This is a genomic window from Thiovibrio sp. Mzg5 (assembly GCF_055379285.1).
Window position 1 is genome coordinate 2,662,645 of record NZ_AP022872.1, and the last position, 23,796, is coordinate 2,686,440.

20 protein-coding genes are annotated in these 23,796 nt (G+C 59.3%); 13 read left to right on the forward strand and 7 right to left on the reverse strand.

Annotated elements, in window-relative coordinates; genetic code table 11:
* Positions 1 to 2: 2 nt before the first annotated feature.
* Positions 3 to 626, forward strand: coding sequence for a LysE family transporter (locus ACZ46D_RS12345; protein ID WP_464927739.1), 624 nt, complete (start codon positions 3 to 5; stop codon positions 624 to 626).
* Here ACZ46D_RS12345 and ACZ46D_RS12350 read toward each other — a convergent pair.
* A complete protein-coding gene (locus ACZ46D_RS12350; RefSeq protein WP_464927740.1) occupies positions 623 to 2,533 on the reverse strand; it encodes a chemotaxis protein CheW in 1,911 nt (636 codons plus the stop codon). The genes ACZ46D_RS12345 and ACZ46D_RS12350 overlap by 4 nt on opposite strands.
* A gap of 192 nt (positions 2,534 to 2,725) precedes the next feature.
* On the opposite strand from ACZ46D_RS12350, the gene ACZ46D_RS12355 reads away from it, so the two are divergent.
* Positions 2,726 to 3,586, forward strand: a complete 861-nt coding sequence (locus ACZ46D_RS12355) for a sulfurtransferase (protein WP_464927741.1) — start codon at positions 2,726 to 2,728, stop codon at positions 3,584 to 3,586.
* A 277-nt stretch (positions 3,587 to 3,863) separates the two neighbouring features.
* Here the strand turns inward: ACZ46D_RS12355 and ACZ46D_RS12360 are convergent, their stop codons facing one another.
* Positions 3,864 to 4,532: a response regulator gene (locus ACZ46D_RS12360; RefSeq protein WP_464927742.1), complete on the reverse strand. Its 669-nt coding sequence runs from the start codon at positions 4,530 to 4,532 to the stop codon at positions 3,864 to 3,866.
* Between the two features lie 203 nt (positions 4,533 to 4,735).
* Between ACZ46D_RS12360 and ACZ46D_RS12365 the strand changes: the two genes are divergently transcribed.
* The 8 genes from ACZ46D_RS12365 (at position 4,736) to ACZ46D_RS12400 (ending at position 13,895) form a co-directional block, all read left to right on the forward strand.
* Positions 4,736 to 5,305, forward strand: coding sequence for a manganese efflux pump MntP (locus ACZ46D_RS12365; RefSeq protein WP_464927743.1), 570 nt, complete (start codon positions 4,736 to 4,738; stop codon positions 5,303 to 5,305).
* 136 nt (positions 5,306 to 5,441) lie between these two features.
* Positions 5,442 to 6,743: a phosphomethylpyrimidine synthase ThiC gene (gene thiC / locus ACZ46D_RS12370; RefSeq protein WP_464927744.1), complete on the forward strand. Its 1,302-nt coding sequence runs from the start codon at positions 5,442 to 5,444 to the stop codon at positions 6,741 to 6,743.
* A gap of 26 nt (positions 6,744 to 6,769) precedes the next feature.
* The gene (locus tag ACZ46D_RS12375) at positions 6,770 to 7,102 is read left to right on the forward strand and encodes a hypothetical protein (protein ID WP_464927745.1); all 333 of its coding nucleotides are present in this window, start codon (positions 6,770 to 6,772) and stop codon (positions 7,100 to 7,102) included.
* Positions 7,103 to 7,254: 152 nt separating this feature from the next.
* Positions 7,255 to 7,890, forward strand: coding sequence for an endonuclease III domain-containing protein (locus ACZ46D_RS12380; RefSeq protein ID WP_464927746.1), 636 nt, complete (start codon positions 7,255 to 7,257; stop codon positions 7,888 to 7,890).
* 207 nt (positions 7,891 to 8,097) lie between these two features.
* A complete protein-coding gene (locus ACZ46D_RS12385; RefSeq protein ID WP_464927747.1) occupies positions 8,098 to 8,319 on the forward strand; it encodes a hypothetical protein in 222 nt (73 codons plus the stop codon).
* A 448-nt stretch (positions 8,320 to 8,767) separates the two neighbouring features.
* Positions 8,768 to 10,078: a nitrous oxide reductase accessory protein NosL gene (locus ACZ46D_RS12390; RefSeq protein WP_464927748.1), complete on the forward strand. Its 1,311-nt coding sequence runs from the start codon at positions 8,768 to 8,770 to the stop codon at positions 10,076 to 10,078.
* A 359-nt stretch (positions 10,079 to 10,437) separates the two neighbouring features.
* Positions 10,438 to 13,089 carry a magnesium-translocating P-type ATPase gene (gene mgtA, locus ACZ46D_RS12395; RefSeq protein ID WP_464927749.1) on the forward strand — a complete coding sequence of 884 codons (2,652 nt, stop codon included), beginning with the start codon at positions 10,438 to 10,440 and terminating at the stop codon, positions 13,087 to 13,089.
* A 2-nt stretch (positions 13,090 to 13,091) separates the two neighbouring features.
* Positions 13,092 to 13,895 (forward strand): PTS sugar transporter subunit IIA, encoded by an 804-nt coding sequence (locus ACZ46D_RS12400; protein ID WP_464927750.1) that lies wholly within the window; start codon positions 13,092 to 13,094, stop codon positions 13,893 to 13,895.
* On the opposite strand, the gene ACZ46D_RS12405 is transcribed toward ACZ46D_RS12400, so the two are convergent.
* Positions 13,892 to 14,668 carry an RNA methyltransferase gene (locus ACZ46D_RS12405; RefSeq protein ID WP_464927751.1) on the reverse strand — a complete coding sequence of 259 codons (777 nt, stop codon included), beginning with the start codon at positions 14,666 to 14,668 and terminating at the stop codon, positions 13,892 to 13,894. The two genes, ACZ46D_RS12400 and ACZ46D_RS12405, sit on opposite strands and share 4 nt — an antisense overlap.
* Positions 14,665 to 16,983 carry a ribonuclease R gene (rnr, locus tag ACZ46D_RS12410; RefSeq protein WP_464927752.1) on the reverse strand — a complete coding sequence of 773 codons (2,319 nt, stop codon included), beginning with the start codon at positions 16,981 to 16,983 and terminating at the stop codon, positions 14,665 to 14,667. The genes ACZ46D_RS12405 and rnr overlap by 4 nt, the downstream gene beginning before the upstream one ends.
* A gap of 170 nt (positions 16,984 to 17,153) precedes the next feature.
* Here rnr and ACZ46D_RS12415 point away from each other — a divergent pair, with 170 nt between their 5' ends.
* Positions 17,154 to 19,268 (forward strand): RelA/SpoT family protein, encoded by a 2,115-nt coding sequence (locus tag ACZ46D_RS12415; protein ID WP_464927753.1) that lies wholly within the window; start codon positions 17,154 to 17,156, stop codon positions 19,266 to 19,268.
* A 149-nt stretch (positions 19,269 to 19,417) separates the two neighbouring features.
* Here the strand turns inward: ACZ46D_RS12415 and ACZ46D_RS12420 are convergent, their stop codons facing one another.
* On the reverse strand, positions 19,418 to 20,098 hold the full coding sequence (locus ACZ46D_RS12420; RefSeq protein ID WP_464927754.1) for a Crp/Fnr family transcriptional regulator: 681 nt from the start codon (positions 20,096 to 20,098) through the stop codon (positions 19,418 to 19,420).
* Positions 20,099 to 20,101: 3 nt separating this feature from the next.
* Complete coding sequence (locus ACZ46D_RS12425; protein WP_464927755.1) at positions 20,102 to 20,869, reverse strand: 4'-phosphopantetheinyl transferase family protein; 768 nt, start codon at positions 20,867 to 20,869, stop codon at positions 20,102 to 20,104.
* A gap of 80 nt (positions 20,870 to 20,949) precedes the next feature.
* Between ACZ46D_RS12425 and ACZ46D_RS12430 the strand changes: the two genes are divergently transcribed.
* Positions 20,950 to 21,522: a CvpA family protein gene (locus ACZ46D_RS12430; protein ID WP_464927756.1), complete on the forward strand. Its 573-nt coding sequence runs from the start codon at positions 20,950 to 20,952 to the stop codon at positions 21,520 to 21,522.
* Here ACZ46D_RS12430 and ACZ46D_RS12435 read toward each other — a convergent pair.
* Positions 21,430 to 22,836, reverse strand: coding sequence for a TIGR04283 family arsenosugar biosynthesis glycosyltransferase (locus ACZ46D_RS12435; RefSeq protein WP_464927757.1), 1,407 nt, complete (start codon positions 22,834 to 22,836; stop codon positions 21,430 to 21,432). The genes ACZ46D_RS12430 and ACZ46D_RS12435 overlap by 93 nt on opposite strands.
* Before the next feature lie 118 nt (positions 22,837 to 22,954).
* Here ACZ46D_RS12435 and ACZ46D_RS12440 point away from each other — a divergent pair, with 118 nt between their 5' ends.
* The gene (locus tag ACZ46D_RS12440; RefSeq protein ID WP_464927758.1) at positions 22,955 to 23,722 is read left to right on the forward strand and encodes a UPF0280 family protein; all 768 of its coding nucleotides are present in this window, start codon (positions 22,955 to 22,957) and stop codon (positions 23,720 to 23,722) included.
* Positions 23,723 to 23,796: the final 74 nt, after the last annotated feature.

Here is a 23,796-nt window from a genome sequence, read left to right on the forward strand (position 1 = left end):
CTGTGTTTTATTATCTCGCCGCCGGTGCCCTGCTCGGGCTTGGCGCCGGGCTTTCCCCTGGCCCACTCCTGGCCCTGGTCGTTTCGGAGTCCCTGCGTCGCGGGACGGCTGCCGGAATCAGGGTGGCTCTGGCCCCACTGGTCAGCGATCTACCCGTCATCGCTCTTGTCTTGCTGGGGTTGGGGCAAATTGCTCACCACAGTATGCTGCCCGGCATCCTAGCCCTGCTCGGCGGCGGTTTGGTGATATGGATGGGCATCGGGGAATTGCGTAGCACTGGGGCGGGGGCGGTGGTTGTCGAGGCCAGGCAGGAAGCGCACCCGTTCCGCCGGGGGATTCTGGTCAATGTTCTCAGTCCCTATCCCTATCTTTTCTGGCTGAGCGTGGGCGGCCCCATGATTTTCAAGGCTTGGGGGCAGAGCCCGGCTGCAGCCCTTGCCTTTCTGGGGAGTTTTTATCTGCTGTTGGTGGGGAGCAAGGTGCTACTTGCCTGCGTGGTCGGGCGGCTGACGTTTTTGAGCAGCGCAGCCTATCGAAACATCCTCCGGACCCTTGCCCTCCTGCTTTGCCTTTTCGGCCTTTCCCTGGTCAAGGAAGGGCTCACCCTCTGCGGTTTCATTACTTAAGCGGCTTCGCCGATCAGCACCGCCTCCTGGATATGCATGAGGCGGTCGATGTCCAACAGGATGGTTACGCCCTCGGCGAGTTTGGCCATGCCCAGCAGGCACTGGCTGTCAACCACGCTGCCGAATTTGGGGGCATCTTCCACCTCCTGCTCCTTGATGGTCACCACCTCGGACACCGCATCGACAATGATGCCGATGAGCCGGGAGCCGGTGAGGCCGGAAACCTCCACCACGATAATGCAGGTGCGGGTATCGTACTCCGCGCTCTCCATGCCGAACTTGCCCCGCATGTCCATGACCGGGATGATCTTGTCCCGCAGGTTGATGACCCCCTTGAAAAATGGCGGCATCTGCGGCAGCTCGTGGACGGTCATCAGGCCGATGATTTCCCGGACATCGAGGATGCCGAGGCCGTACCGCTCGTTGCCCAGGGTGAAGATCAGGTATTTGCCCTCGCGGGAGGCAAGGTTCTGGTCGATGCCCAGCTTTCGGGCCGCGCCGCGCTGTTCCGTGCCTGCGGCAACAGGCAGATTCTTGCAGGCGATATCGGCAAAGCGGGTGTCGACAAATTCTGCCAAATTGATGCGCCGCCCGATCTCCATCTTGCTAGTCATATAATCCTGGATGGCCTCCAGATCCTCGCGCACCGGATAGAGGTTGTCCGTGGTGATTCCCTGGGGGTCGGAGAGCACGTTGCGGAGCAGGGCGGGTTCGAGGCCGATCTTTTTTTGCGGGTCGAGAAAGGTCACGGCGATCTCCGCCGCCTCGTCCACATGATCCCGGATATAGAGGCCGGCTTCCACCAGCATGGTGGTGAATTCCTGTACCGCCGCCGGGTATTTGCGGAGAATCTCTTCCCGGAAGACCACCACGCAGCAAGGGTGATCCTGCCAGACCTCGCTGGAGAGGAACTGTCGCTCGGCAATGCCTGCGGTAATGGCCCGCGAGCCGATGGGTTCTGCCACGAGAAAACCGCTGGCTTCGGGATTTTCCTTTAAGAATTCCGGCATGGCCACCGGCGGCACCACGTCAAAAAGCACGTTGACCGCTTCCTTGCCCGCCACCCCAGGCCGCAAGCCCATCTGGGTGAAGTACATGTGGGCCAGCATGTTGTGGACCGACATCTTGTGGGGGATATAGAAGGTTTTGTGCTTGAAGAACTGCTGGTACGGTTTGACATACTTGCCGGTCTTGTTGCGCACGCAGATGCTGCCGTTGCGGTGGGCGAAAAGCACCAGCTTGATGGGCACTCCGTAGCTGAACAGGTCCATGGCCATGGGCGCCAGGATAAAGGCCCCGTCCACCTCTTCGTTTTCCAGGGCGTTCTGCACCGGGTTCCAGCCCGGCATACAGAGGGTGTCCAGGCTGAAGTGCTGCGGGGCCTTCTGGCCCGAGGCCACCTGGTGCTTGAGCACGCCCAGGGCCAAATGGTCGGTGATCTGGATATGGGCCATCTTGAGATGGACCTTGCCCTCGGCGCTGATCTTGGGGCCTTCCTCTTTTTTGGGGGCAACCGCCTGTTTCAGGCCGAAAATCTCATCGATGAGGACCTTGAGTTCGTCCGGGGTAAAAGGCTTGGCCACCACGCCGTTGGCTCCGGCTTCCTTGGCCTTGGCCACATAGGCCTTGTCGCCGTGGCCGGTGGCCATGAGAAAGGGGAGTTGCTTGAAGGCATCTTGCCCGCGCATCCACTGCAACAGCTGGTAGCCGTCGCAGTTGGGCATGGACCAGTCGCTGATGACCAGGGCAATGTCCGATTCGGCACCAAGCTTTTCCATGGCGTCGTTGCCGTCCACCGCCTCGACGATGTTGGTAAAGCCAACCTGGGCGAGAATCCGGGCTTCCATCTTGCGCATGGTTCCGGCGTCTTCAACGAGTAAAATCTTCATCTGCGGATCAAGAGCCATTGTGCCACCTCCATGTTGTAATATAGATGAAGAATAGTGTTTCGACAAGAACGGAGAAAAAAGGAAAAGGCAAAGGGGGCACGGAGAGGGCAGGACGAAGAATTTTTCCGGGCGGTCCAGGCGCGAAGGTTTTATAATGGGGGCGCAAAGGACACGGCGCGGCTATTTTCTTTACCTTAAGGGCAGGCAGGCATGACGGAAAAAATTCTCTACACCCTCCATGAAACCCAGGCGCTCCTTGAAGAGGGCTCGGTACTGCTGGTGGATATCCGCGATCCCGACACCTTTGCCCAGGGGCACATCCCCGGGGCGGTGAACCTGCCGGAGATCTTTTCCTTTTTAAGCGAGAGCAGCCCGGAAGGGCTGGCCGCCTTGCAGAGCACCTTTGCGGCGAGTTTCTCCCGCGTTGGCGTTACCCACGAGCGGAAGGTTATCTTTTACGAAGACAGCTTTGATACCCGCTACGGCGCGTCCTGTCGGGGATACTGGCTGGCCTGCTATCTCGGTCATCGGGACTGCGGCATTCTGGACGGCGGCTTCTGGGCCTGGCAGCAGTACGGGTTGCCCGAAGAAACCGCGGATATCCCGCCCGTGCCCAGCAGGTTTATCCCCCGGCCAAACCACGCCCTGATGGCCACCAGGGAAGATGTCCTCAAGGCCCTGGGCGACCCGCGGACCATTCTTCTCGACAACCGGGATGCCAACGAATGGCTGGGCCAGACCTCTTCGCCCTACGGTTTCGATTTTGCCCCCCGGCGGGGGAGGATTCCCGGCGCCCGGTGGATTGAATGGTACAGTTTCATGAGCAGGGCGGCGATCCCATCCTTTCGGCCCGCCCATGAAATCCGGGCCCTCTGCGCCAGCCAGCAAATCTATCCGGACAGCGACATCATCATCTTCTGTTTCAAGGGCTCGCGGGCGGCCAATACCTATGTGGCGCTGAAGCTGGCCGGCTTTACCCGGCTGCGGGTCTATTTCGCCTCCTGGAACGAGTGGTCCAGGGACCCGAGCCTGCCCATTGAGAGCGGTGAGCCGCAGGGTGCTGCCGTTTAAACGGAGGGCGCGGGCCGCGTTTTTCCGGCGGGCAAGGGCAAGGAGACCCGAATGCCATTTGTCGATCTCCCCGATGGAACAGGCAAGGTCTACGTCCCGGAAAAGAAGCAGGGCGGTGGGCAAAAGCACCCTTGTCCGGACTGCTTTTCCTGTCAGCTGTGCAGCGATGACCGCTGCCAGCGGTGTCTGGGGCGGGGGCAGAAGGGCAGGTGCTGTTGCCTAAGGGGTGCGCCGGAAACAGAGGGGGATGATGGCGAAAGGGGGGAGTCCTAAAGATTCAGCCCGCTTTCACCAGGCCGGTCCGGATGGCGAATTTCACCAGTTCCGCGGTGGAGTGCAGATTGAGCTTGTTCATGATCCGTTCCCGGTGCCGGGAGATGGTTTTGGGGCTTAAGGTAAGAATCTCCCCGATCCGTGGGGTGGTGTTGCCTTCGGCCACCAGCTCCAGCACCTCCCGCTCCCGCATGGTCAGGGCGTCCAAGCCGGTGTGGTCCGTATCTTTCGAGGAAACCTGGGCCTGGCTGGCCAGCTCGTTGTAATCTTCGAGAAGCCAGCGGGCCAGGGCCGGCAGCAGATAGACATTGCCCGCCGCCACGGAGCGGATGGCCGCCACCAGTTCGTCGGCTGCGGCCTCTTTGGTGAGATAGCCCTTGGCTCCGGCCTGGAGCATCTGGAAGAAATACTGTTTGTCCTCATGCACTGTCAGGGCGAGGACCAGGCAATCCGGATGCAGTTCGATAAGTTTTTTCGTCGCCTCAAGGCCGTCCATCAGCGGCATGCTGATATCCATCACCACCACATCCGGGGCAAGCTCGCCAACCCTGCTTAAAGCCTCGATCCCGTTTCCCGCCTCGCCGACCACCTGAAAATCGGGTTGGGTTTCCAGCAGGGATTTCAGCCCCGTTCTGACCATCTCGTGGTCATCGACCAGCATTATCTTAATCATCACAACCTCTTTTTTGGGTGGTGCTGTTTTACGAAGTCAGAGCCGAAAGGCCATGACTATGCGTAATGATACCAAACCTTGGCGGTAATTCCGCTCTTTTTTTGTTGAGGGCTTTTTTCTTGCCAGCCCCTGGGAAAAATGGTCAATTGGCACCGCAACCCCGAACCGTTCCCCCCATAACCCTCATGCGCGCAGTCCATTCCATGGAATTTTCCACCATTCTGCTCATCGCCCTGGCCCTGGCCGTGGACGCTTTTGCCGTGGCCCTGGCCGCCGGGGTCAGCCTCTGCCAGGTCGATAGGCGGCAGGTATTTCGTCTGGCCTTTCATTTCGGTTTTTTCCAGGCCGGGATGAACATCCTCGGCTGGCTGGGCGGGCTTACGGTCCGGGCGTTGATCGAGAGCTTTGACCACTGGCTTGCCTTTGGCCTCCTCGCCTTTGTGGGGCTCAAGATGATCTGGGAAGCGATCCGGGAGGCCAAGGAGGAGGGCGAGGGAACGGACCCGACCCGGGGACGGATGCTGGTCACCCTCTCGGTGGCAACGAGCATCGATTCCTTGGCCGTGGGCTTGAGCTTTGCCGTGCTGGAGATCAGCGTCTGGCTCCCGGCCCTGATCATCGGCCTCGTCGCCGCAGCCCTCACCGCGCTGGGTTTGCGGCTGGGCTGTCTGCTTGGCGCGGCCTCGCGGTTGGGCTCCCGGGCCGAGATTGTCGGCGGCCTGGTTCTCATCGGGATCGGCCTCAAAATTCTCCATGAACACGGGGTGTTATAGCCATTTCTCCCCTCGGTTCCCATACATTTACATTGCATTCTAAAAAGGCCGCTGGTATGTTTTTGCGTCTTAAACTTCCTTTATTCTTACTGTCAACACCAGGCGGCTTGCGCCGCCGGTTACCGGAGAATCTGTGATGAGTATTCGAGAAGATGCGATCAGGGGCACGCTTACCCCTCTTTTTGAAAATTGTGCCGCCAACGAGAACCTCACGGTTCAGGCCCTGATGCAGGGGGTGGCCGAGGGGACGATCTGTATCCCCAAGAACAAAAACCACAAGTTCGAGCGGATTATGGGTGTGGGCAAGGGTTTGTCCACCAAGGTCAACGCCAATATCGGCTCCTCCAAGGATTATCCCGAGGTGAGCCAGGAGCTGCAAAAGCTTTGCGTCTGCCTCAAGGCCGGGGCCGACACGGTGATGGATCTTTCCATGGGCGGCGAGCTGGACGCCATCCGCCGCGAGATCCTGGGTAGCTGCCCCATCCCCCTGGGCACCGTGCCCATTTATCAGTCCATTGCCGAGGTGGTGGAGAAGCAGAAGAAAAAGATCGGCGAGGTCACGGTGGATCACATGTTCAAGGTGATCGAGCAGCAGGCCCAGGACGGCGTCGACTTCATGACCATCCACTCCGGGATCACCCGAAGCACCATGGACCGGGTCCGCAACCACAAGCGGCTCATGGGCGTGGTCAGCCGGGGCGGCTCCTTCACCATCGAGTGGATGAGCTACAACAACAAAGAAAACCCCATGTACGAACATTTTGATGACCTGCTGGCCATCCTCAAGGAGCACGAGGTCACCCTGAGCCTGGGCGACGGCATCCGGCCGGGATGCCTGGCCGATGCCACCGACCGGGGCCAGATCCAGGAATTGATCCACCTGGGCGAGCTGACCCAGCGCGCCTGGGAGGCCGGGGTGCAGGTGATGGTCGAGGGGCCGGGCCACATGCCGCTCAACCAAATCACGGCCAATATTTTGCTGCAGAAACAGCTCTGCCACGGGGCGCCCTTTTATGTTTTGGGTCCCCTGGTCACGGACATCGCGCCGGGCTACGACCATATCACCGGCGCCATCGGCGGCGCCATTGCCGGGGCGGCAGGGGCGGATTTTCTCTGCTACGTCACCCCGGCCGAGCATCTCAAGCTGCCCAGCGCCGAGGATGTGCATGAGGGGGTCATGGCCTCCCGCATCGCCGCCCATGCCGCGGATATTGCCAAGGGATTGCCCGGCGCCATCGACAAAGACATCGCCATGGCCAAGTGCCGCAACAATCTGGATTGGAAAGGCCAGATCGAGCTGTCCATCGATCCGGAAAAGGCCCGGCGTTTCCGGGAGGAGGGGAGTTCTTACAAGGGCGACGCCTGTAGCATGTGCGGTTCCTACTGCGCCATCAAGGTCTACAAGCAGGCCACCGCGCCGGATCGATTGCAGAAGTAATTCACCACAGAGGGAGGACGCACCGCATGACCGAATTCCTGGGGCAGATTGTCGATTTCCTCAACAGTACCAATATGCCGCAACAGTTCCGCGAGGTAGACGCCAAGGGTCTTTTCACTAACACCTGGTTCCTGGTCCCCTTCATCGCCTTTATTTGCTACAACCTCTACAAGCAGGCGATGAACACTCTGGTTATAACCGGTCTTGGCTTCGGCCTCTGGCTCTTCAGCGGCAGCCGCTACATGGAGGGGTTGGTGGTGGGAGGCCAGCTCCAGTTGGGCAAGGTGTTGCCCGTGGCCGGGGTCTTCCTTGGGGCCCTCGCCATTGCCGTGTATTTTCTTTTCATGCGTTCCGACTGATTTTTTCAGGAGTCGTTACGAAAGAACTATCGCCGCGAACAACAGCGTAAGCAGAGCGGCTACATTCCTTATTATTCCGTTACGGCTCCTTATGCCGAGCACGTCTTTCCTGTAACAGTTATTTTGAGCAACGGCCTTGGGGCGCAACAACCGTGACCAATCGGATTGAGGACATCCATACCCGTCTTTTCGACCATTTTGGCCCCCAGCACTGGTGGCCCGGCGAAACTCCCTTTGAGATCATGCTCGGCGCGGTGCTGACCCAGAATACCAGTTGGCGTAATGTGAGCATGGTCATTGAGGCCTTGCGGCAGGACGGGCTTCTCTCCTTTGAGGCCTTGGAGGCTCTGCCCCTGGAGGTGCTGGCCGAAAAAATTCGGCCTTCCGGGTATTACAACCAGAAGGCCAAGCGTCTTAAGGGCCTCTTTGCCGCCATCCGGGAAGACAGCGGCAGCCTGGAGGATTTTTTCAATCAGGATACCCACACCCTCCGGGAAAAGCTGCTGGGAGTCAAGGGGGTCGGCCCGGAAACCGCCGACTCCATCACCCTCTATGCCGCCGGCAAGCCGGTGTTCGTGGTGGATGCCTACACCTACCGTATCCTGCTCCGGCATGACCTCATTGGTGAAGACGCAGGGTATGAGGATATCCAGGATCTCTTCCTGGGGAAGCTGCCCGCCGAGGTGCAGCTCTTCAACGAGTACCACGCCCTTCTGGTCCGCCTTGGCAAGGAATACTGCAAGAAATCCAACCCGCTCTGCGACACCTGTCCCCTGCAAGGTCTCTAGTCGTCACCCTGTCCTGTAAACTCCCATTGTCATGATCAGCTGAAGAGGATGTTTATGGATATCCTGCCCTAAATATTCACGTCAATCTTTACCCTTGCGGTTTGCATGTAACTCTTTGATTTTATGTGAAAAAATATCTTGACCAGGCGCTAAAAGTCCTTATAGTAAAAAGTAAGAACACCACTTTTTTACTTCAGGAGGCCGGATATGAAAAATGGACAGATGGTCAAGACCAGAACAAGAAGCAGCGCGTTGGTAACAGACGGAGTCGGCACCGATATCTTGCAGGGCGCGGTAGTCGGCCTGGGGGCAATGGCCGCTGGCCTGGTGGGCGCTTGGTCGGTAAGTTGTCTCGTTGCCGGAGTTATCGCGGCGGGCGGCCCCATCGCCCTCGTCACCAGTTGGTTTGGCGCGGTAACCGGAATCTGATCGAATTAATTGCCGGAGTTTTACGGTTTTTCGGGGCGGACTTGTTCCGCCCCGTGTCCGGGCGGTCGGAAAAGCAGGACAGTGTGCGCCGGTAGTACTACAGGCAAGAACGCAAGGGGATAGCCTGTCGCCCGGCATAAAAGGGCAGACAAAACGCCTCCTGTCTGTCCCGGAGTTGTCCGGGAAGAGCCTCATTCCGACCGCCGTTTTCGAATGCGCCCCTGCAAAAGGGGCGTTTGTGCATCCATAGCTCCAAATAGACTGCCCCGCCCTGTTTTCTTTCCTCGTTGGTCACTTCCTTATTTTTTCGCCCCTGACTGCTCGTTGCCGCCCTCCCCATGGCCTCCGCCTGCGACAATTTGTCGCATGTGTTCCCGTAGCACATTGTGGTAGGGTGACCCCTTCAATTTTTTCCACCCGCAAACAAAAAAAGTGAAGGGGCGCAATAATGAAGAAATATGGAGTAGTTCTAGCCGCGACGATCATGCTGGCCTCGACGGCGCAGGCCGGAGAGCGCGAGGGCTGCCGCCTGTGCGGCATGTACATCGATCAATACCAGGGCACCAGCGCCATTGTTACGAGCAAGGATGGCCGGGTTGAAAAGACCTGCGGCGGAGCCGATATGCTGCGGCTGGTTTCCGATGCCGGCGGGATCGAATCCTTTGCCTCGGTGGTGGTGCACGACTGGGCAAGCGGCAAGGAGATTGCGGCTGCCGAGGCCACCTATGTCATCGGCAGCGATATGGTGCCGGACATGATCCCCAATATCATCGCCTTTGCCGATCAGGACGGGGCAAAGAAATTCATCTCCGAGCATGGCGGGCAACCACTGACCTTTTCCCAGGCGCTGCTGGCGATTTCCCCCATGGGCATGACCATGCCGAATCGGGTCAACTCGGCGGTGCCGCCGCCAAAGGGCTCCGTGGGCGTGGGCGCCGGCTATATGGGCATGGTCAAGGATGATTTGATGATGGGCTCAAACAAGGTCTCGACGGCCCAGTTTCTCGCAGCTACACCAAGCACCGTCAGTATGATCCCCAAGAAGATGGAGGCCTCCGGTCCCATGCTCATGGCCAACTATGCTTTCACGGACCGGTTGTCGGCCACCGCCAAGATCTCGGATCTCGACAAGATCATGACCTCGACCATGCGTAACGGCAGCGCCGAGAGAGTCACCAAGCACAAGGGGATCACCGATCTTGAGCTGAAGGCGATCTATAACCTGTGGCGGGACGATTACTACAGCAAGTTTTTTAGTGTGATGGGCAATGTGACCCTGCCCACCGGCGAGTTTGACACCACCTTTCGGACTCAGCCGGGGCTGCAACTGGGCACAGGCAGCGTCAATCTTGGCGGCGGCCTGCTGGGTTCGGTCCGGTTTGGTGATTTCTGGCTGCATGGTGAAGCGAGCTATCTGGCCAACCAAGAAAACGGGGATGACTATGAGTTCGGCGATGTCACCAAGCTCGGTGCGGCGCTGCATTACACCCCGAATTACGACCTGATGCTGGGGTTGGAGTTGGACGCCACCGAGACCGGCAAGAATGAAAACTTCGGGGTCAAGGTTCAGAACAGCGGCGGGCGGGCGGTGATGCTGACCGGCGTGGCCAGTTGGCGGTTTCTCTCAGCCTTTGGCGGAAATTTCAGCCTCAATGGCAGCTATGGCCTTCCCCTCTATGAAGACGTCAACCTGTACGGGCTGGGCACCGACTATGTGGCCACAGGGATGCTGAATTTCAAGCACCGGTTTAACTATTGATTGATGGTCTTGTCGATTCGTCCAGCCAAGGCGAGCAGGTCTTTTTCCCTCCGGAGAAAAATACCTGCCTCGTCTTTTTTTTGTGATTGTTAGATTTCGGATAAAAGGGTATTAGGTTGCAGGTAAATGGTGGAGCTGTCCGCCTGTTTGATGGTAAATTTTGGAGGAATTATGAGTAGCCCTGATGGCAGTAGTAGTCCGACTGTGACTCAAGCCGTAGCTCAAAACGAAGACGAAGACCCTGGCTCGTGCTGTTTAGTTGCGTGGCTGTTTTGACGAATCGTTCCCTCCTCATGCTCATCTGAACGACGGTTCGCCTTCAGCCGCCTGCTTTCCTCGCGGCCTTCATGAGGTGAACCATGAAAATCCCTGCCTTTCTCAAGGGGGTCCCCAAAACCCTCCCCAAAGATACGCGCGCCGTTAACCACGACGAACGCGGACTCATCGAGATTTGCGTACTCTCCCCGCAGGAAGCGCCGGCAAGACTCGGTGTCACTGCCCAAGGACTTGATTCGGAAGAGGCGGCTCGCCGTCTGGACGAATACGGCCCGAATGAGCTGGCCTACGCCGAGCGCTTGGGTTTTTGGGCGGATATCTTCCGCCGTCTGCGCAACCCCCTGAACGTCCAATTGTTCCTGATCGCCGCTATCTCGGGGGCGATCGGCGAACTCAAATCGACGTTTATCGTCAGCGCCATGATCGTGTTGAGTATCGGCCTGTCCTACATCCTGGACCGCCGTTCCGGTCGCGCCGTGGAGACGCTGGGCAAGCGGGTGCAATCGCGCAGCATCGTGCTCCGGGATGGCCAGAAAACCGAGGTCGCCATCTCGGAGATTGTTCCCGGCGACATAGTCCTGCTCCAGGCTGGCTCCATCGTTCCGGCTGACCTGCGGTTGCTCACGGCCAAGGATTTTTTTGTCAGCGAATCGGCGCTGACCGGAGAATCCATGGCCGTGGAAAAGTCCGCTGCCGCTGAAACGTTTCACGGACAAAACGCCACGGAATTGGCCAATATCTGCTTTTACGGCACCAATGTCACCAGTGGCACGGCGCACGGCTTGGTGATCAACACCGGGATGCGGACTGCCTTTGGGGCAATCTCTGAAAGCCTTGTCGGTCGGCGTGAGGAGACCAGCTTCGACCACGGAGTGCGTTCTTTCACCTGGCTCATGATCAAATTCATGGTGGTCATGGTCTCCGCCGTGTTTTTCATTGTCGGAATGACCAAGGGGAATTGGACCGAGGCCCTGCTCTTCGGCCTGTCCATCGCGGTGGGTCTCACCCCGGAAATGCTGCCGATGATCGTCACCGTGAATCTGGCCAAGGGCGCACTGGCCATGGCCAGGAAGAAGGTTATTGTCAAGCGTCTTCCCTCCATCCAGAACCTCGGCGCCATCGATATCCTATGCACGGATAAAACCGGCACCCTCACCCAGGATCGGGTTGTTCTCGAGCAGCACCTGGATATCACCGGGCATACCAGCGAAGATGTTCTGAACTACGTCTATTTGAACAGCTACTACCAAACCGGCCTGCGCAGCCTGATCGACCGGGCGGTGCTTGATTCTGCCGTACTGGACGCCGAGGCTAACTGCCGGCTGGTGGACGAGTTGCCCTTTGATTTTCAGCGCCGCCGCATGTCGGTGGTGGTGGACTACGAGAACGATCATGTCTTGATCTGCAAGGGTGCGGTCGAGGAGATTTACGAATGTTGCGGCCACTACCAGATCGGCGATGAGGTTTTCCCCCTCATCCCCATGATTCGCGACAACCTTTTCGAGGAGGTGGATCGCCTCAATAAGGACGGATTCCGCGTGCTGGGGGTGGCCTATCAGGAATTTCCCCGGGAAAAAACGACCTTTGCCACCACGGACGAGCGCAACCTGATTCTCTTGGGCTACATCGCTTTCTACGACCCGCCCAAGACTTCGGCCTTGGAGGCTATCGGCCAGTTGCGCGACGCCGGCGTCAAGGTCAAGGTGCTTACCGGCGACAACGCTTTGGTCACCCGGAAGGTCTGCCGGGACGTAAACTTTACGGTTGAGAAGATTGTCACTGGGGCAGAACTGGCCGCGTTGTCAGATCTTGATTTCAAACGGGTGGTTGAGGAGGTGGACGTCTTCGTCAAGCTCAGCCCGGCGCAGAAGGAACAGATTGTCCGGCAATTGCGCGGCAACGGCCATGTGGTGGGCTTCATGGGAGACGGCATCAACGATGCCCCGGCCCTCAAGGCCGCCGACGTTGGTATCTCCGTGGATTCCGCGGTGGATGTGGCCAAGGAAGCCGCGGATATCATTCTGCTGGAAAAAAGCCTCTTGGTGCTCGAAGAGGGGATCATCGAGGGCAGGCGGGTCTTTGCCAACATCGTCAAATATATCCGAATGGGGGCCAGCTCCAACTTCGGCAACATGTTCAGCGTGATCGGCGCGAGTTATCTGTTTCCATTCTTGCCGATGCTGCCGGTGCAGATCCTGACCAACAACCTGCTCTATGATTTTTCGCAAACCGGTATCCCCACGGACAATGTGGACCCCGAATTGATCGCTAAACCTCTGAAATGGGACATCACCAATATCAAGCGGTTCATGGTCTTTATCGGGCCGATCAGTTCCATTTTCGATTACGCCACCTTTGCCTTGATGTGGTTTTTCTTCGGGTGCAGCGCCTTCAGCGACCCCCATGTTGCGGCGGCCTCCAAGGAGGGGTTGGCCCGGCTCTTCCAGACCGGCTGGTTTGTGGAATCTCTGCTGACCCAGACCTTGATTGTGCATATCATCCGAACCAAGCGGATTCCCTTTTTCGGCAGTCAGGCCTCCTGGCACATGACGCTGACCACGTTGGTCATCATGGGTGTTGCCGTGTGGCTCCCCTATTCGCCATTCGCCGAAGATTTGAGCATGGTGCCGCTCCCCCCTGTGTATTGGCTGTGGATTGCCGGTTTCCTGCTGTGCTATTCGGTTCTGACCCATTATGTGAAAACGTGGTTTTTCAATCGCTATGGAGGTGAATAACTATGGATAGCTTGCTGGATGCTTTGCAGGAAGGGCGCTTGATCGAACTGCCCGACAACGATAAGATGGATGCCCTACAGTTTCTCGCCCACATTATTGAGGCGATCCCGTCGCTCCCGGCAGGGACCGATGTGGCCGGGTTGATCTTGGCCAAGGAACAGACCAGCCAAACCGCGCTGGGCATGGGGTGGGCCTGCCCCGATGCCAGAATGCCTTTCGACGAAGACCTGATCTGCGTTGTCGGCTGGAGTCCGCAGGGGATCAACTACGGCGCCCCGGATGGCATCCCGGTGTCTATTATTGCCATGTACTTGGTACCCGAGAATCAGCGCAATCACTACCTGCGTGAGGTTTCTTTGCTGGCAAAGGCGCTGGCCGTCTACCCCGGGGCGGAAAAATTGAGAGCGGCCAAGGAACTGAACGAAATCCGTGACCATCTGCTCGACCTCATTACTTCGACCAAGGAAACCGTCGGGCCAGACAGCCGGGCAAGGATGATCCGGCTTCAGGCCAGGCCAACCCTGGAGGCCTTACCTGCCGGGGACCTCTCGAACCTGATTGTAGAGCCGGTAACCTTGGTCGGCGCCCCAGGCGTCAAGCACCTTGTGCTCACCCAAAACGCTGGCCTGGCGCAGAGCCTGGAGGCTGCAGCTGGACTGCTGGAGAAGATCGAAGCCGAGGGGGTATGCCAAGCTGGCGCATGGCGGGTTGCCAAACGGGGGAAGGTTACCTATCAAAACGGCCGGTTCACCTACGATTGTCTCGCCATAGCAAGTTCTGATGTAGGGCGGAAAGGCAACCGCTAAGGTCGCTCCTGGGGGCGCTCGCCGTTCCGCCAGAGCAGCTGTTGGCAGACCCCCCGGATGATCTTGATCTCCTTTGCTTTCAAGCCGATCCGCCCCAGAAACTGGCGAATGCTTTTCATCCAGTAATCATCATCCCCGTTCTTGAAAAAGCCGGTTGTCCGGAGCGCCTCTTCCACATGGGTGAACAGGGCCTCCAATTCCCGTTTGTTTCCCTGCCTGGGAACCGATGGGGGAAAGGTGCTTCTGCTCACCGCGTCCAGGACGCTGTAATGGAGTTCGTGGCAGAGGATGGCCACGGCCTGGGCCAGGTTGAGGGAGGAGAAATCCACGGTGGGAATGGTGGTGATCTGGTTGCAGTAGCGGAGTTCCTCGTTGGCCAACCCCCGGTCTTCCGGGCCGAAGAGCAGGGCGACCCGGTTGTTTTCAAGCTGGGGCAGGACTTCACCCATGAGTTGTCTGGGGCTGTTGACCGTGGTTCGCTTCCTGCCCTGGCGGGCCGAGGTGCCCAGCACCCAGCCAAAGGGGGCCAGCGCCTCGCCCAGCTCCTGGTGGTGTTCCAGATTGTCGATGAGCGGGGCCGCCTTGGCGGTGGCCAGCCGGAGCATCTTGTCGCGGTCGGGCATTTCCCGGCAGACGAGAATGAGCTGCCCGATCCCCATGTTTGCCGCGATTCTCGCCGCCGAGCCGATATTCTCGGCAAACTTGGGGGAGACCAGGACGATGGCCGCCTGGGCCATCAACTCCCGCACTGTATCTTGCCGGGCCTCGCTCATTTGCCAGAAACAGGGCGTTTTCTTGTTCTTGGGGCGGTTTTTTTGCTCCCCTTGGCCTCGCCCTGTATGCGCTTGCCTGCCTTCGGTGCGGCCAGGATGTCCGTGGCCCGGGCCAGTTTTTCCTCCACGCTGAAATTGATCCGCCGCCGGGGGATCTCCACGCTGGTAAGGCGCACCCGCACCAGATCGCCGATCTGGAAAACGGTTTTGGTCCGCTGGCCGATGAGCCGGTGGCGGCCCTCCTCCAGTTCGTAATAATCGTCGCGCATCTCGGTGATGGGCACGGCGCCGTTGACAAAGACCTCGGTCAGTTCGACGAACAACCCGAAGGCAGTGACCCCGGAGATAATGGCCTCAAAGGTTTCGTCGATCTTGTCGGCCATGAAGTGAACTTGGAGCCGCTCCACCATCTCCCGGTCCGCCTCCACCGCCACCCGTTCCCGCTTGGAGAGAAAGCCGCCTGCCTCTTCGCTGGACACCGGTTCGGTGCCGGGCTTTGCTGGGCTCTTTTTCTGCAGGCTGGCAGCCAGGGCCCGGTGGACCATGAGGTCGGGATACCTGCGGATGGGGGAGGTGAAATGGGTGTAGTGGGTGGCGGCCAGGCCGAAATGGCCGAGATTGTGGGGGGAGTAGCGGGCCTGCTGCATGGTGCGCAGCAAAAGATTGCTGATGATGTATTCCTGGGGGGTGCCTGCCGCCATGGCCAGCACCTTGCCGAACCACTGGGGCGAGCCGCCGCCGTCCTCGACCGCAAGCCCCATGCTTTGGGCAAACTCGGTGAATTCCGCCACCTTGAGCGGGTCGGGCGGTTCGTGGATCCGGTAGAGGCTGTCGATCTTGCCTTGCTCCAGGGCCTCGGCCACCGCTTCGTTGGCCGCGAGCATGAATTCCTCGATGAGCTTGTGGGCTTGGTTGCGCTCGCTCCGCTTGATGGTCTGCACGGTGTTGTCCTCGCCCAGCACCACCAAGGGTTCCGGGAGTTCAAAGCCGATGCTTCCCCGCTTGATCCGCTGCTTTTCCAGGCTCAGGGCCAGCTTACCCATGCGTTCCAGATCCGCCACCATGTCACCGTATTGGTTGCGCATCGCCGCATCCTTGTCCACCAGGATCTGTTTGACAATGGTGTAGGTAAGGCGATATTTGCTGCGGATGATGGTTTTCATGAAGCGCTTGGCCCGCCGGTTGCCGTGCTCGTCGAAATCGAGCACCGCGGTGAAGGTGTAGCGGTCCTCGTTGGGCACCAGGCTGCAGAGGTTGTTGGACAGCCGCTCCGGCAGCATGGGGATGACTCGGGTGGGGAAATAGACGCTGGTGCCGCGCTGGTAGGCCTCCACATCCACCGGGGTTTGCGGCCGCACATAATGGCTGACATCGGCGATGGAGACGTAGAGGCGAAAGCCGTTATTCAGCGGCTCGATGGCCACGGCATCATCAAAATCGCGGGCCGTTTCCCCATCGATGGTCACATGGACCACGCCCCGCAGGTCGGTGCGGGAGGCGGACATTTTCACCTCCGGGTCCAGCCCCTCCACCTGGGTGGTTACCTCCTCGGTAAAGGCATGAGGCAGGTCGAACTTGCGGATGACCATCTCGGTCTGCACCTGGATATCCTTGGGGTTGCCCAGCACTTCAAGGATGACGCCGTCCAGGTTGCGCTGCCCGGCGGCAAAGGAGGTGACCTCGGCCAAAACCGCGTCGCCGTTTTTTGCCCCCCGGCTGTCTTCCTTGCGGATGATCAGATTGTAGGGGAAGCGGGTGTCTTCCGGAGTTACCAACCCGGTATTACCCCCGGCCATGTAGACCCCGACCAGCCGGGTGGTGGCCCGGGTCAGGACCGCGATCACCCTGCCTTCGTAACGCCCCTGGCGGCGGCTCATCAACTGGACCAGCACCTTGTCGTTGTGGGCCGAGCCGCCCAGCATGCCGGGCGGGATGAAGACGTCCTGGTCGATCTCCAGTTCGGCCGGGGCCTCGGCGGGGGAGACAAAGCCATACCCCTTGGTGGTCACGCTGATCGGGCCGGCAAACAGCTCCACGCTCTTGCGCAGGGTAAAGGTATCCCGTTTGCAGGAAAGCACCTTGCGCCGGCAGAGATCGTCGAGCACCCCCAGCACCTCCTGCCGATGGCTCTTGCCTAAGCCCAGGGCCGCAAGCAGCTCGGGCGCTGAAAGCGGCATCTCCGCCGTGTAGAGTCGGCCCAGGATTTCGCCTTCAAAGCGTGCCTCCTGGTGTTGCCGAGGCGGTCTGCCGCCCTCGCGCTGTCGTTTTCCCGGCCGACCCTGTTTGCTGTGGGAACCCCTTCTGTTGTGTGTCACAGGCGCACCTCTTCCCGGCTATTTTTTTGCAGAAATGGAAAATCATTGCACAAGGGCTGAGAACGAAATACCCTTACAAAATAAACTGATACCTGTGATTGTACCTTATTTGCAGGGACAGAGCATCCAATTTACCCAGATGACCGGACAAGAAAGAACAGCGACCAGCCATGGCCCCCTCCAAAAAATTTAACATAGCCGCCTATTGCGAGCGCATGGAGCAGATCCTCGGCGGCCAGGAAGGGTCGGCCAAGATCTTCTGGGAGGCCCTCTCCTTTGCCGTTTCCGCCCATCAGGACCAGCGGCGCAAGTCCGGCGAGGCCTATGTCAGCCATCCCCTCCAGGTGGCGAAAATCCTGGTGGAAGAGCTGGACATCCGCGACCCGGAGCTGCTGGCCGCCGCCGTGCTCCACGACACGGTGGAGGATGTGCCCGAGGTGACCAGCGAGGTGATCGGCGAGATCTTCGGCAAGAACATCGAGATCATTGTCGATGCCTGCACCAAGATCGCCAACTTCGCCGGAAACAAACAAACCTTTTACAAGCTGGTCCACCGCAAACTTTTCTCCGGGGCCGCGGCCCATCTTGAGGTCCTGTTGATCAAGCTGGCCGACCGCTTGCACAACCTGCGGACCATGGGTTCCATGCCCAAGGACAAGCGGCAGAAAATTGCCGAGGAAACCCTGGACATTTACGCGCCCCTGGCCAAGGTCATGGGCTTGAACTCCATCAAGCGCGAGCTGTACACCCTGGCCCTGATGTATAAATTCCCGCGCCAGAGCCAGAAGGTGCTGGCTGCCATCAAACGGCTGCAGGGCAGCGAAGAGGTGCTGACCATCAAGCGCACCCTTGAGGAGCGGATGCAAGAGGTGTGGATCACCCCCGAAATCCGTCTCAACCCCAAGGGGCTCTGGGCCTACTTTGATCCGGCCCAGAAGGTTCTCAACAAAACCATCGCCAACCCCCTGGAATTCATCATCGTTGCCAACGACATCCAGACCTGCTACCGGATTCTCGGGATCATTCACCAGAATTACCCGCCCATCCCCCGCACCATCCGGGACTTTATCGCCAACCCCAAGGCCACCGGTTACCAGAGTCTGCATACCCGGGCCAACATCAAGGGGTGCAACTACCTCTTCAAGATCCGCACCGCCGAGATGACCACCTCCTCCCGCACCGGCTTGGTGCGGGAATGGTTTGCCCATAAAAAGGTGCCCTCCAGTTTTGAGGTCGAACTGCGGGAGATGCTGGATATCCTGGGGACGGACGAGGATCTCTCCTACCGGGAGATGATTGCGGTCAGCGGCAAGAAGGCGATCTACACTTACACCCCCAAGGGCGATCCGGTTGAACTGCCCGCCCACAGTATCGTGCTGGATTTCGCCTTCAAGGTGCACACCGATGTGGGCAAGCGCTGCATCAAGGCCAAAATCGGCAAGCGCCAGGTGGAGCCCGACGCCCCTCTCGAAGACGGCGATCAGGTGGAGATCATCTGCCAGAAAGAGCCGGTGCGTTTCGAGCCGGAAATCCAGCATCTCTGCCAAACCCCCCGGGCCCGGGCGGAGCTCTCCAAGCTCTTCCGCCAGCGGCGCGAGGATCTGGCCCGCATGATCGGCGAGAGCATCCTCCTCCAGGAGCTCAAACACTACGGCCTGCCCGCCGATCTCTTGGAAAAACCCGGCATGGCCGGCATCCTGGCTGTTTTCGAGGCCCGGGATCTGCCGGACCTCTTTCTTGGTCTGGGTGAGGGCAGAGTCCGGTTGCGGGAACTCATCAACGAAATCAAAGGTCGCCTGTACGCGGGCAGGGAAACCCTGCTGCCCCCAACCGGCAGCCTGAATCGCATCGAACTTGCCACCCTGGACCCGGTCTGCATCAAGTTTTCCCGCTGCTGCAACCCGACTCCCACGGACAAAGGGCTGTACGGTCTGCTCAGCGAACGGGGGCTTTCCATCCACCAGAAGGAGTGCGCCACCATCACCTCCCTCAATATCCAGCGGGAGGATGTGGTGGAGGTGCGCTGGCGGCTCAAGGAAACGGTGGTGCCCAAGATGCAGACCATCCTCGTCCTGGAGGCCCCGTCCCGCAACCGTGTTCTCATGATGTTGGGCGTGGCCCCGGAAGAGATGAAGATCAGCGAGATCGATCTGCTTTCCAGCCAGCCGTCCCGCACCTCTGCCTGGCAGATCAACTTTCACGTCGAGACCCTGCAGGGGCTGAAGAATATCCTCGTCCATCTGGACAAGACTGGGATGGCCTTCGAGTTCGTGCTGGAGCAGTAAACTGTCCAGCAGCACCACATCTGCGTTGTCATCGGCTCACTCGTGTGCGACAGCACACTTCGCAAACCTCTTCCTAGCATCTGTGGCACTGCTGAACAGTTTCCTCCATTTTCGGCACCAAGCAGGTCGTTTGCGTGTCGCTTCCTCGCCTACAATTTCTCCCCCATGGCCAAATCCTCAAGTCCGTCGCGATCCAAAATCGTGATCTGCGACCCTTCGCTGCTGATCAACCCCTGTTTGGAGAGCTTGGTCAGGATGCGGGAGAGAGTTTCCGGGATGGTGCCCAGCAGGCTGGCCAGTTGGGCCTTGCCGATATTGAGCTTCACCGTGTCGCTGTCCCCCTGCTGGGTGCTGAGAAAAAGGAGATGGGCCGCCACTCTCCCCGGCACCTCCTTGAGCGAGAGATCCTCGATCAGATGGGCAAACTTCTTGAGCCGCATGGACAGGGCTGCCAGCATGTTCATGGCCAGGGCCGGATTGGTCTGGATCAGGTCGATGAAGGCGCGGCGCGGGATGAAGATGGTCCGGCTTTTTTCGAGAGCCAGGGCATGGGCCGGGAAGGTTGAGCCCATGAAAACGGCGGCCTCGGCAAAGGGCTCCCCAGGTCCGAAGATATGGAGGATCTGCTCTTTGCCCTCCATGGAAAGCTTGTATATCTTGACCAACCCCTCCATGACCACATAAAATCCGGTGCCCGGATCGCCTTCGGCAAAGATGGCCTGGCCGCGGCCATAGTCCTGGAGGGTAATGATCATGGCCAGCTCGTCATACTGCTCGGTGGTCAGGCCGGTAAACAGCGGGACCTGTTTGAGAAAAGACATGAGTTCCATGGGTTACTCCTTGGTTGTCATCACCGGACAAGCCATGGCCCAGGCCAGATTGTCCGCAAAAAAACAGAGCACGGTAATGATTGTGGGGCAGGAACTCTGCTCCCGGCCCGAAGCAAAACTCAGCGCCAGTGGGTCTTCCGGAGTGCCCACCCCGCCTTGTCTGGCAAGCAATTTGATCTCCAGAAGGCCGAGCAGGGGGCTGATTGGGGCCATCTTGCGTATCGCCTCCTTGGCCGCCCACAGCATGGTGAGCCGTTCCGTTTCCGCAAAAGATCGGGGCAGAGAGGCGTTCAGGGTATCCTCTTCTTCCGGAGAGGCAAAGCGTTTTTTGACCGTGTGGATCTTGGCAACCGGCTGCTGGATGTCAAGCCCGCAGGGCAGGTTCGCCGCCAGGGCCGCAGCCATATGCCCGCTGTGAGAGATGGAGATGAACAAGGGTACGGCGTGCGCCTCTGTCGCCACATAGGGGCGCCCGTCTTCTTCGGTTCGGATGACCAGGTCTTGCCAGTCTACTGCTGACTCGTCCAAAAGCCCAGCCGTCGCCCATTTGGCGGCCAGTCGTCCCCCCAGCCATTCGATGCGTCTCTTCTTATGACTCAACCCGGTCCATCGGTCCAGTTCGTCTGCGCGCAGATATTGGCTGGCTGTCCCGGACGTGCAGTCGGCCAGGGTGGAAAGCCACACGCCTCCAAGCCGCAGCCGGGCCTCCGGGGCAAAATGGTGCTGCCAGCGCGGCCAGCATTCCTCAAAAATGGCTTGGGCAAACGCCATTGTTCTCTCCTTTCATAAAAATCCTTGCTCTTGTCCGCAAGTTTTTGTAAGCCTTAAACAATATGTCACAGGGGTCAACCATGACTGCAATTGATTTCGGCGTCATCGCCATCATACTCATCTTTCTTGTTCGTGGCATCTGGATCGGGTTTATTCGCCAGCTGGCCTCCTTGGCTGCGCTCATTCTCGGCTACCTTTTTGCCGGCCGCTATTACGAGCAGATAAGTCCGCGCCTTTCCTCCGTTATCTCTTCGCCCCAACTTTCTTTCCTGGTGACCTACGCCCTGCTTTTTCTTGCGGTTTTTGTGGGGGTTCTGGCTCTTGGGTATGTGCTCAAAAAGGTCATGAGTCTCTCGCTTCTTGGCTGGTTTGACCGCTTTATGGGCGGGATCTTCGGTCTGGTCAAGGCGGGAGTGGTTGTCACCGTTCTTTTTATGGTGATGTCCGGGCTGCTGGCGGACTCCAATCCGCTCATGACCGGCTCCCTGACCTCGCCCTATCTGTTTAAAAGTTCGGGGTTCCTGCTTTCCTCTGTCCCCGATCCGAACCTGCAGCGGCAGCTACTTCCCAGAGCACCCGCCATTGCCCTCCCGACTCCCGCCGTACCAGCGGGTAAGCCGGCCCGGATTGAGTCTGCAAAAAAAACCAAGTAGAATCAGCTGATTCACCACGGTAGTGCGCACAAGCCCCAAGCGTTGCCAGCGGCGGGGTGAGGTGAGAGCCGGACTTGCGAGCAGGGCCAGGTGCCCCATTTTCCGCAAACGCAGCACCAGCTCAAGATCCTCCAGCAGGGCAACCTCCCGAAAGCCGCCCATTGCTTGAAACCGGGCGGCGGGCAGAAACAGCGCCTGATCGCCATAGGGCAGCCCCAACCAACCGGCCCGCCAATTGGCGCAATGCTCAAGCACTCGGAACCGCCAGCCCTCGGCACCAATGGCGAAGCGGAAGGCTCCGGCCACGATGCCAGGCTGAGCGAGAGTTTCGCGGATGTGCGCGGCAAAGCCTTCGGGCAGCCTGGTGTCGGCATGGAGAAAGAGGAGCACCCGGCCTTGTGCCGCCCGCGCTCCGGCGTTCTGTTGGCTTCCGCGTCCGAGTGGCGCACGGATTACCGTGGCCCCGGCTGTCGTGGCCACCGCCACGGTCCGATCCTGGCTGCCGCCATCGGCGACGATTACCTCCACCCCTGGCTGACCGACCAGCCCGGATAGTGTTTGGCCGATACATTCCGCCTCATTGAGGGTCGGGATGATGATCGAAAGGTCATAACTGTCCGGCTGCCCCGCATCTGCTTCGCTGTCTCGTTGTGCTCGCTGAGCTGCCACAGGTAGTTGCCCCATGTCGCGCATCTGCGGCATTGCCGAACAGTTGAAAAGGTCTTCCGGTCGGTCAACATCGGCAAGAGATTCCAGAAGGTGGGTGGAAAGATTCAGGGACTGCGCCTGTTTCAGGGTTGCGGCCAGCACCTCCCCGGTGCCCCAGGGAATCTCTGAAAAAAGTGACGAGGCCGGCCGGTTAAGGCCGACAAGATAATAGCCGCCGTCCATGGCTGGGCCGAGCACCAGATCCTGCGTGTCCAAGGCAGCAAAGGCCCGGGCGAAAAGGGCGGGGGTGAGACCGGGGCAATCGGCGCCGATAACCACCACCTTTCCGGCGCCGTGGGCAAAGGCCTGGGCAAAGGCTCTGTGTAAGCGGTCGCCCAAGTCTCCCTCGCCTTGAGCCAGACAGGGGATGTCGCTGGCAAGCCAGGCCTCCACGGCTTGCTGGGTTCCGTCGGCATAGCGGATTTCCGGGCGCACCGGATATTGGGCTGCAAACTGGGCCATTTTGGTGACCATCGCTTCGCTCATCCGCCGCTGGAGCGAGGCCGCGCCCTCGGCGCCCAGGGCCGGGATCAACCGGGTTTTTGTCCGGCCCGGTTCGGGATAGCGGGTAAAAAGAATGAGCCGCGCCTGCTTGTCTTGGTTCATTTTTCGTCTGCTCTTCTGGCCGAGGGCTTGGTCGGAACATCCTTGCCGCTGGTTCTCTTCTCCGCTATACTGCCGCTAAGGCCTTACCCCAATAACCTCTCACCATACCAGCCATCCCGTGACCGTCAAAAGAAAAAACAAACGCCCGGACCCCTGTTCCTACCGGAAGAGAACCTACCGGAACCGTGTTGAGCCTGGCGAACTGATCAGTTTTGAGGTGCGGATCAGGGAAACGGATCTGCAGATCCTTGCCGGAAAAGAGCTGCGCGATGCAGCCAGCGCGGCCGTGTTTCTGTACCGCAGTCAGTTGGAAGGCTACATTGCCCGCCATCCTGAATTTGCCACCTCCCTCACCCCCTTACCTACCGATCTTACGGCCCCGCCCATTGTCAAGGATATGCTCGCCGCAGGTCTTGCGGCGGAGGTCGGGCCCATGGCCGCAGTGGCCGGGGCCATGGCCGAGTATGTCGGGTTGGCTCTTTTGGCTGCGGGCGCAGGGGAGGTGGTGGTGGAAAACGGCGGCGATATCTACTGTTGCCGCAACCAGGAGAGCGTGGTCTCCATCTTTGCCGGAGCCTCGCCGCTCAGCAACCGGGTGGGATTGAAGATTCCGGCAAGCCTCATGCCCATAGGTATCTGCACCTCATCCGGCACCGTGGGCCATTCTTTAAGTCTGGGCGAGGCCGATGCTGTTACCGTGCTGGCCAAGGATACCGCCCTGGCCGATGCGGTGGCTACCCTGGTCGGCAATGCGGTTCAGCCGGGGCAGAGCCTTGAGCTTGCCTTGGGCAAGGCCCCTGGCGTCCCGGGGGTTCTGGGCGTGGTCATCATCCGGGGCGAGGAGTTGGGTGCCTGGGGTGAGGTGGAGCTGGTGCCGCTGGGTTGAAAGGCCGGGCCCACAGGCTTGCGCTATTGCCAGCATTACCGTTTCTTGTTATCTTCCGCCTCAGGGGGCTTGTG

What these genes read in the sequence shown, in the direction of transcription:
- ACZ46D_RS12350 (WP_464927740.1), bottom strand. Translation starts at nt 2,533, where the DNA reads ATGGCTCTTGATCCGCAGATGAAGATTTTACTCGTTGAAGACGCCGGA.
- ACZ46D_RS12355 (WP_464927741.1), top strand. Translation starts at nt 2,726, where the DNA reads ATGACGGAAAAAATTCTCTACACCCTCCATGAAACCCAGGCGCTCCTT.
- ACZ46D_RS12360 (WP_464927742.1), bottom strand. Translation starts at nt 4,532, where the DNA reads ATGATTAAGATAATGCTGGTCGATGACCACGAGATGGTCAGAACGGGG.
- ACZ46D_RS12365 (WP_464927743.1), top strand. Translation starts at nt 4,736, where the DNA reads ATGGAATTTTCCACCATTCTGCTCATCGCCCTGGCCCTGGCCGTGGAC.
- thiC (WP_464927744.1), top strand. Translation starts at nt 5,442, where the DNA reads ATGAGTATTCGAGAAGATGCGATCAGGGGCACGCTTACCCCTCTTTTT.
- ACZ46D_RS12375 (WP_464927745.1), top strand. Translation starts at nt 6,770, where the DNA reads ATGACCGAATTCCTGGGGCAGATTGTCGATTTCCTCAACAGTACCAAT.
- ACZ46D_RS12385 (WP_464927747.1), top strand. Translation starts at nt 8,098, where the DNA reads ATGAAAAATGGACAGATGGTCAAGACCAGAACAAGAAGCAGCGCGTTG.
- ACZ46D_RS12390 (WP_464927748.1), top strand. Translation starts at nt 8,768, where the DNA reads ATGAAGAAATATGGAGTAGTTCTAGCCGCGACGATCATGCTGGCCTCG.
- mgtA (WP_464927749.1), top strand. Translation starts at nt 10,438, where the DNA reads ATGAAAATCCCTGCCTTTCTCAAGGGGGTCCCCAAAACCCTCCCCAAA.
- ACZ46D_RS12400 (WP_464927750.1), top strand. Translation starts at nt 13,092, where the DNA reads ATGGATAGCTTGCTGGATGCTTTGCAGGAAGGGCGCTTGATCGAACTG.
- ACZ46D_RS12405 (WP_464927751.1), bottom strand. Translation starts at nt 14,668, where the DNA reads ATGAGCGAGGCCCGGCAAGATACAGTGCGGGAGTTGATGGCCCAGGCG.
- ACZ46D_RS12415 (WP_464927753.1), top strand. Translation starts at nt 17,154, where the DNA reads ATGGCCCCCTCCAAAAAATTTAACATAGCCGCCTATTGCGAGCGCATG.
- ACZ46D_RS12420 (WP_464927754.1), bottom strand. Translation starts at nt 20,098, where the DNA reads ATGGAACTCATGTCTTTTCTCAAACAGGTCCCGCTGTTTACCGGCCTG.
- ACZ46D_RS12425 (WP_464927755.1), bottom strand. Translation starts at nt 20,869, where the DNA reads ATGGCGTTTGCCCAAGCCATTTTTGAGGAATGCTGGCCGCGCTGGCAG.
- ACZ46D_RS12430 (WP_464927756.1), top strand. Translation starts at nt 20,950, where the DNA reads ATGACTGCAATTGATTTCGGCGTCATCGCCATCATACTCATCTTTCTT.
- ACZ46D_RS12435 (WP_464927757.1), bottom strand. Translation starts at nt 22,836, where the DNA reads ATGAACCAAGACAAGCAGGCGCGGCTCATTCTTTTTACCCGCTATCCC.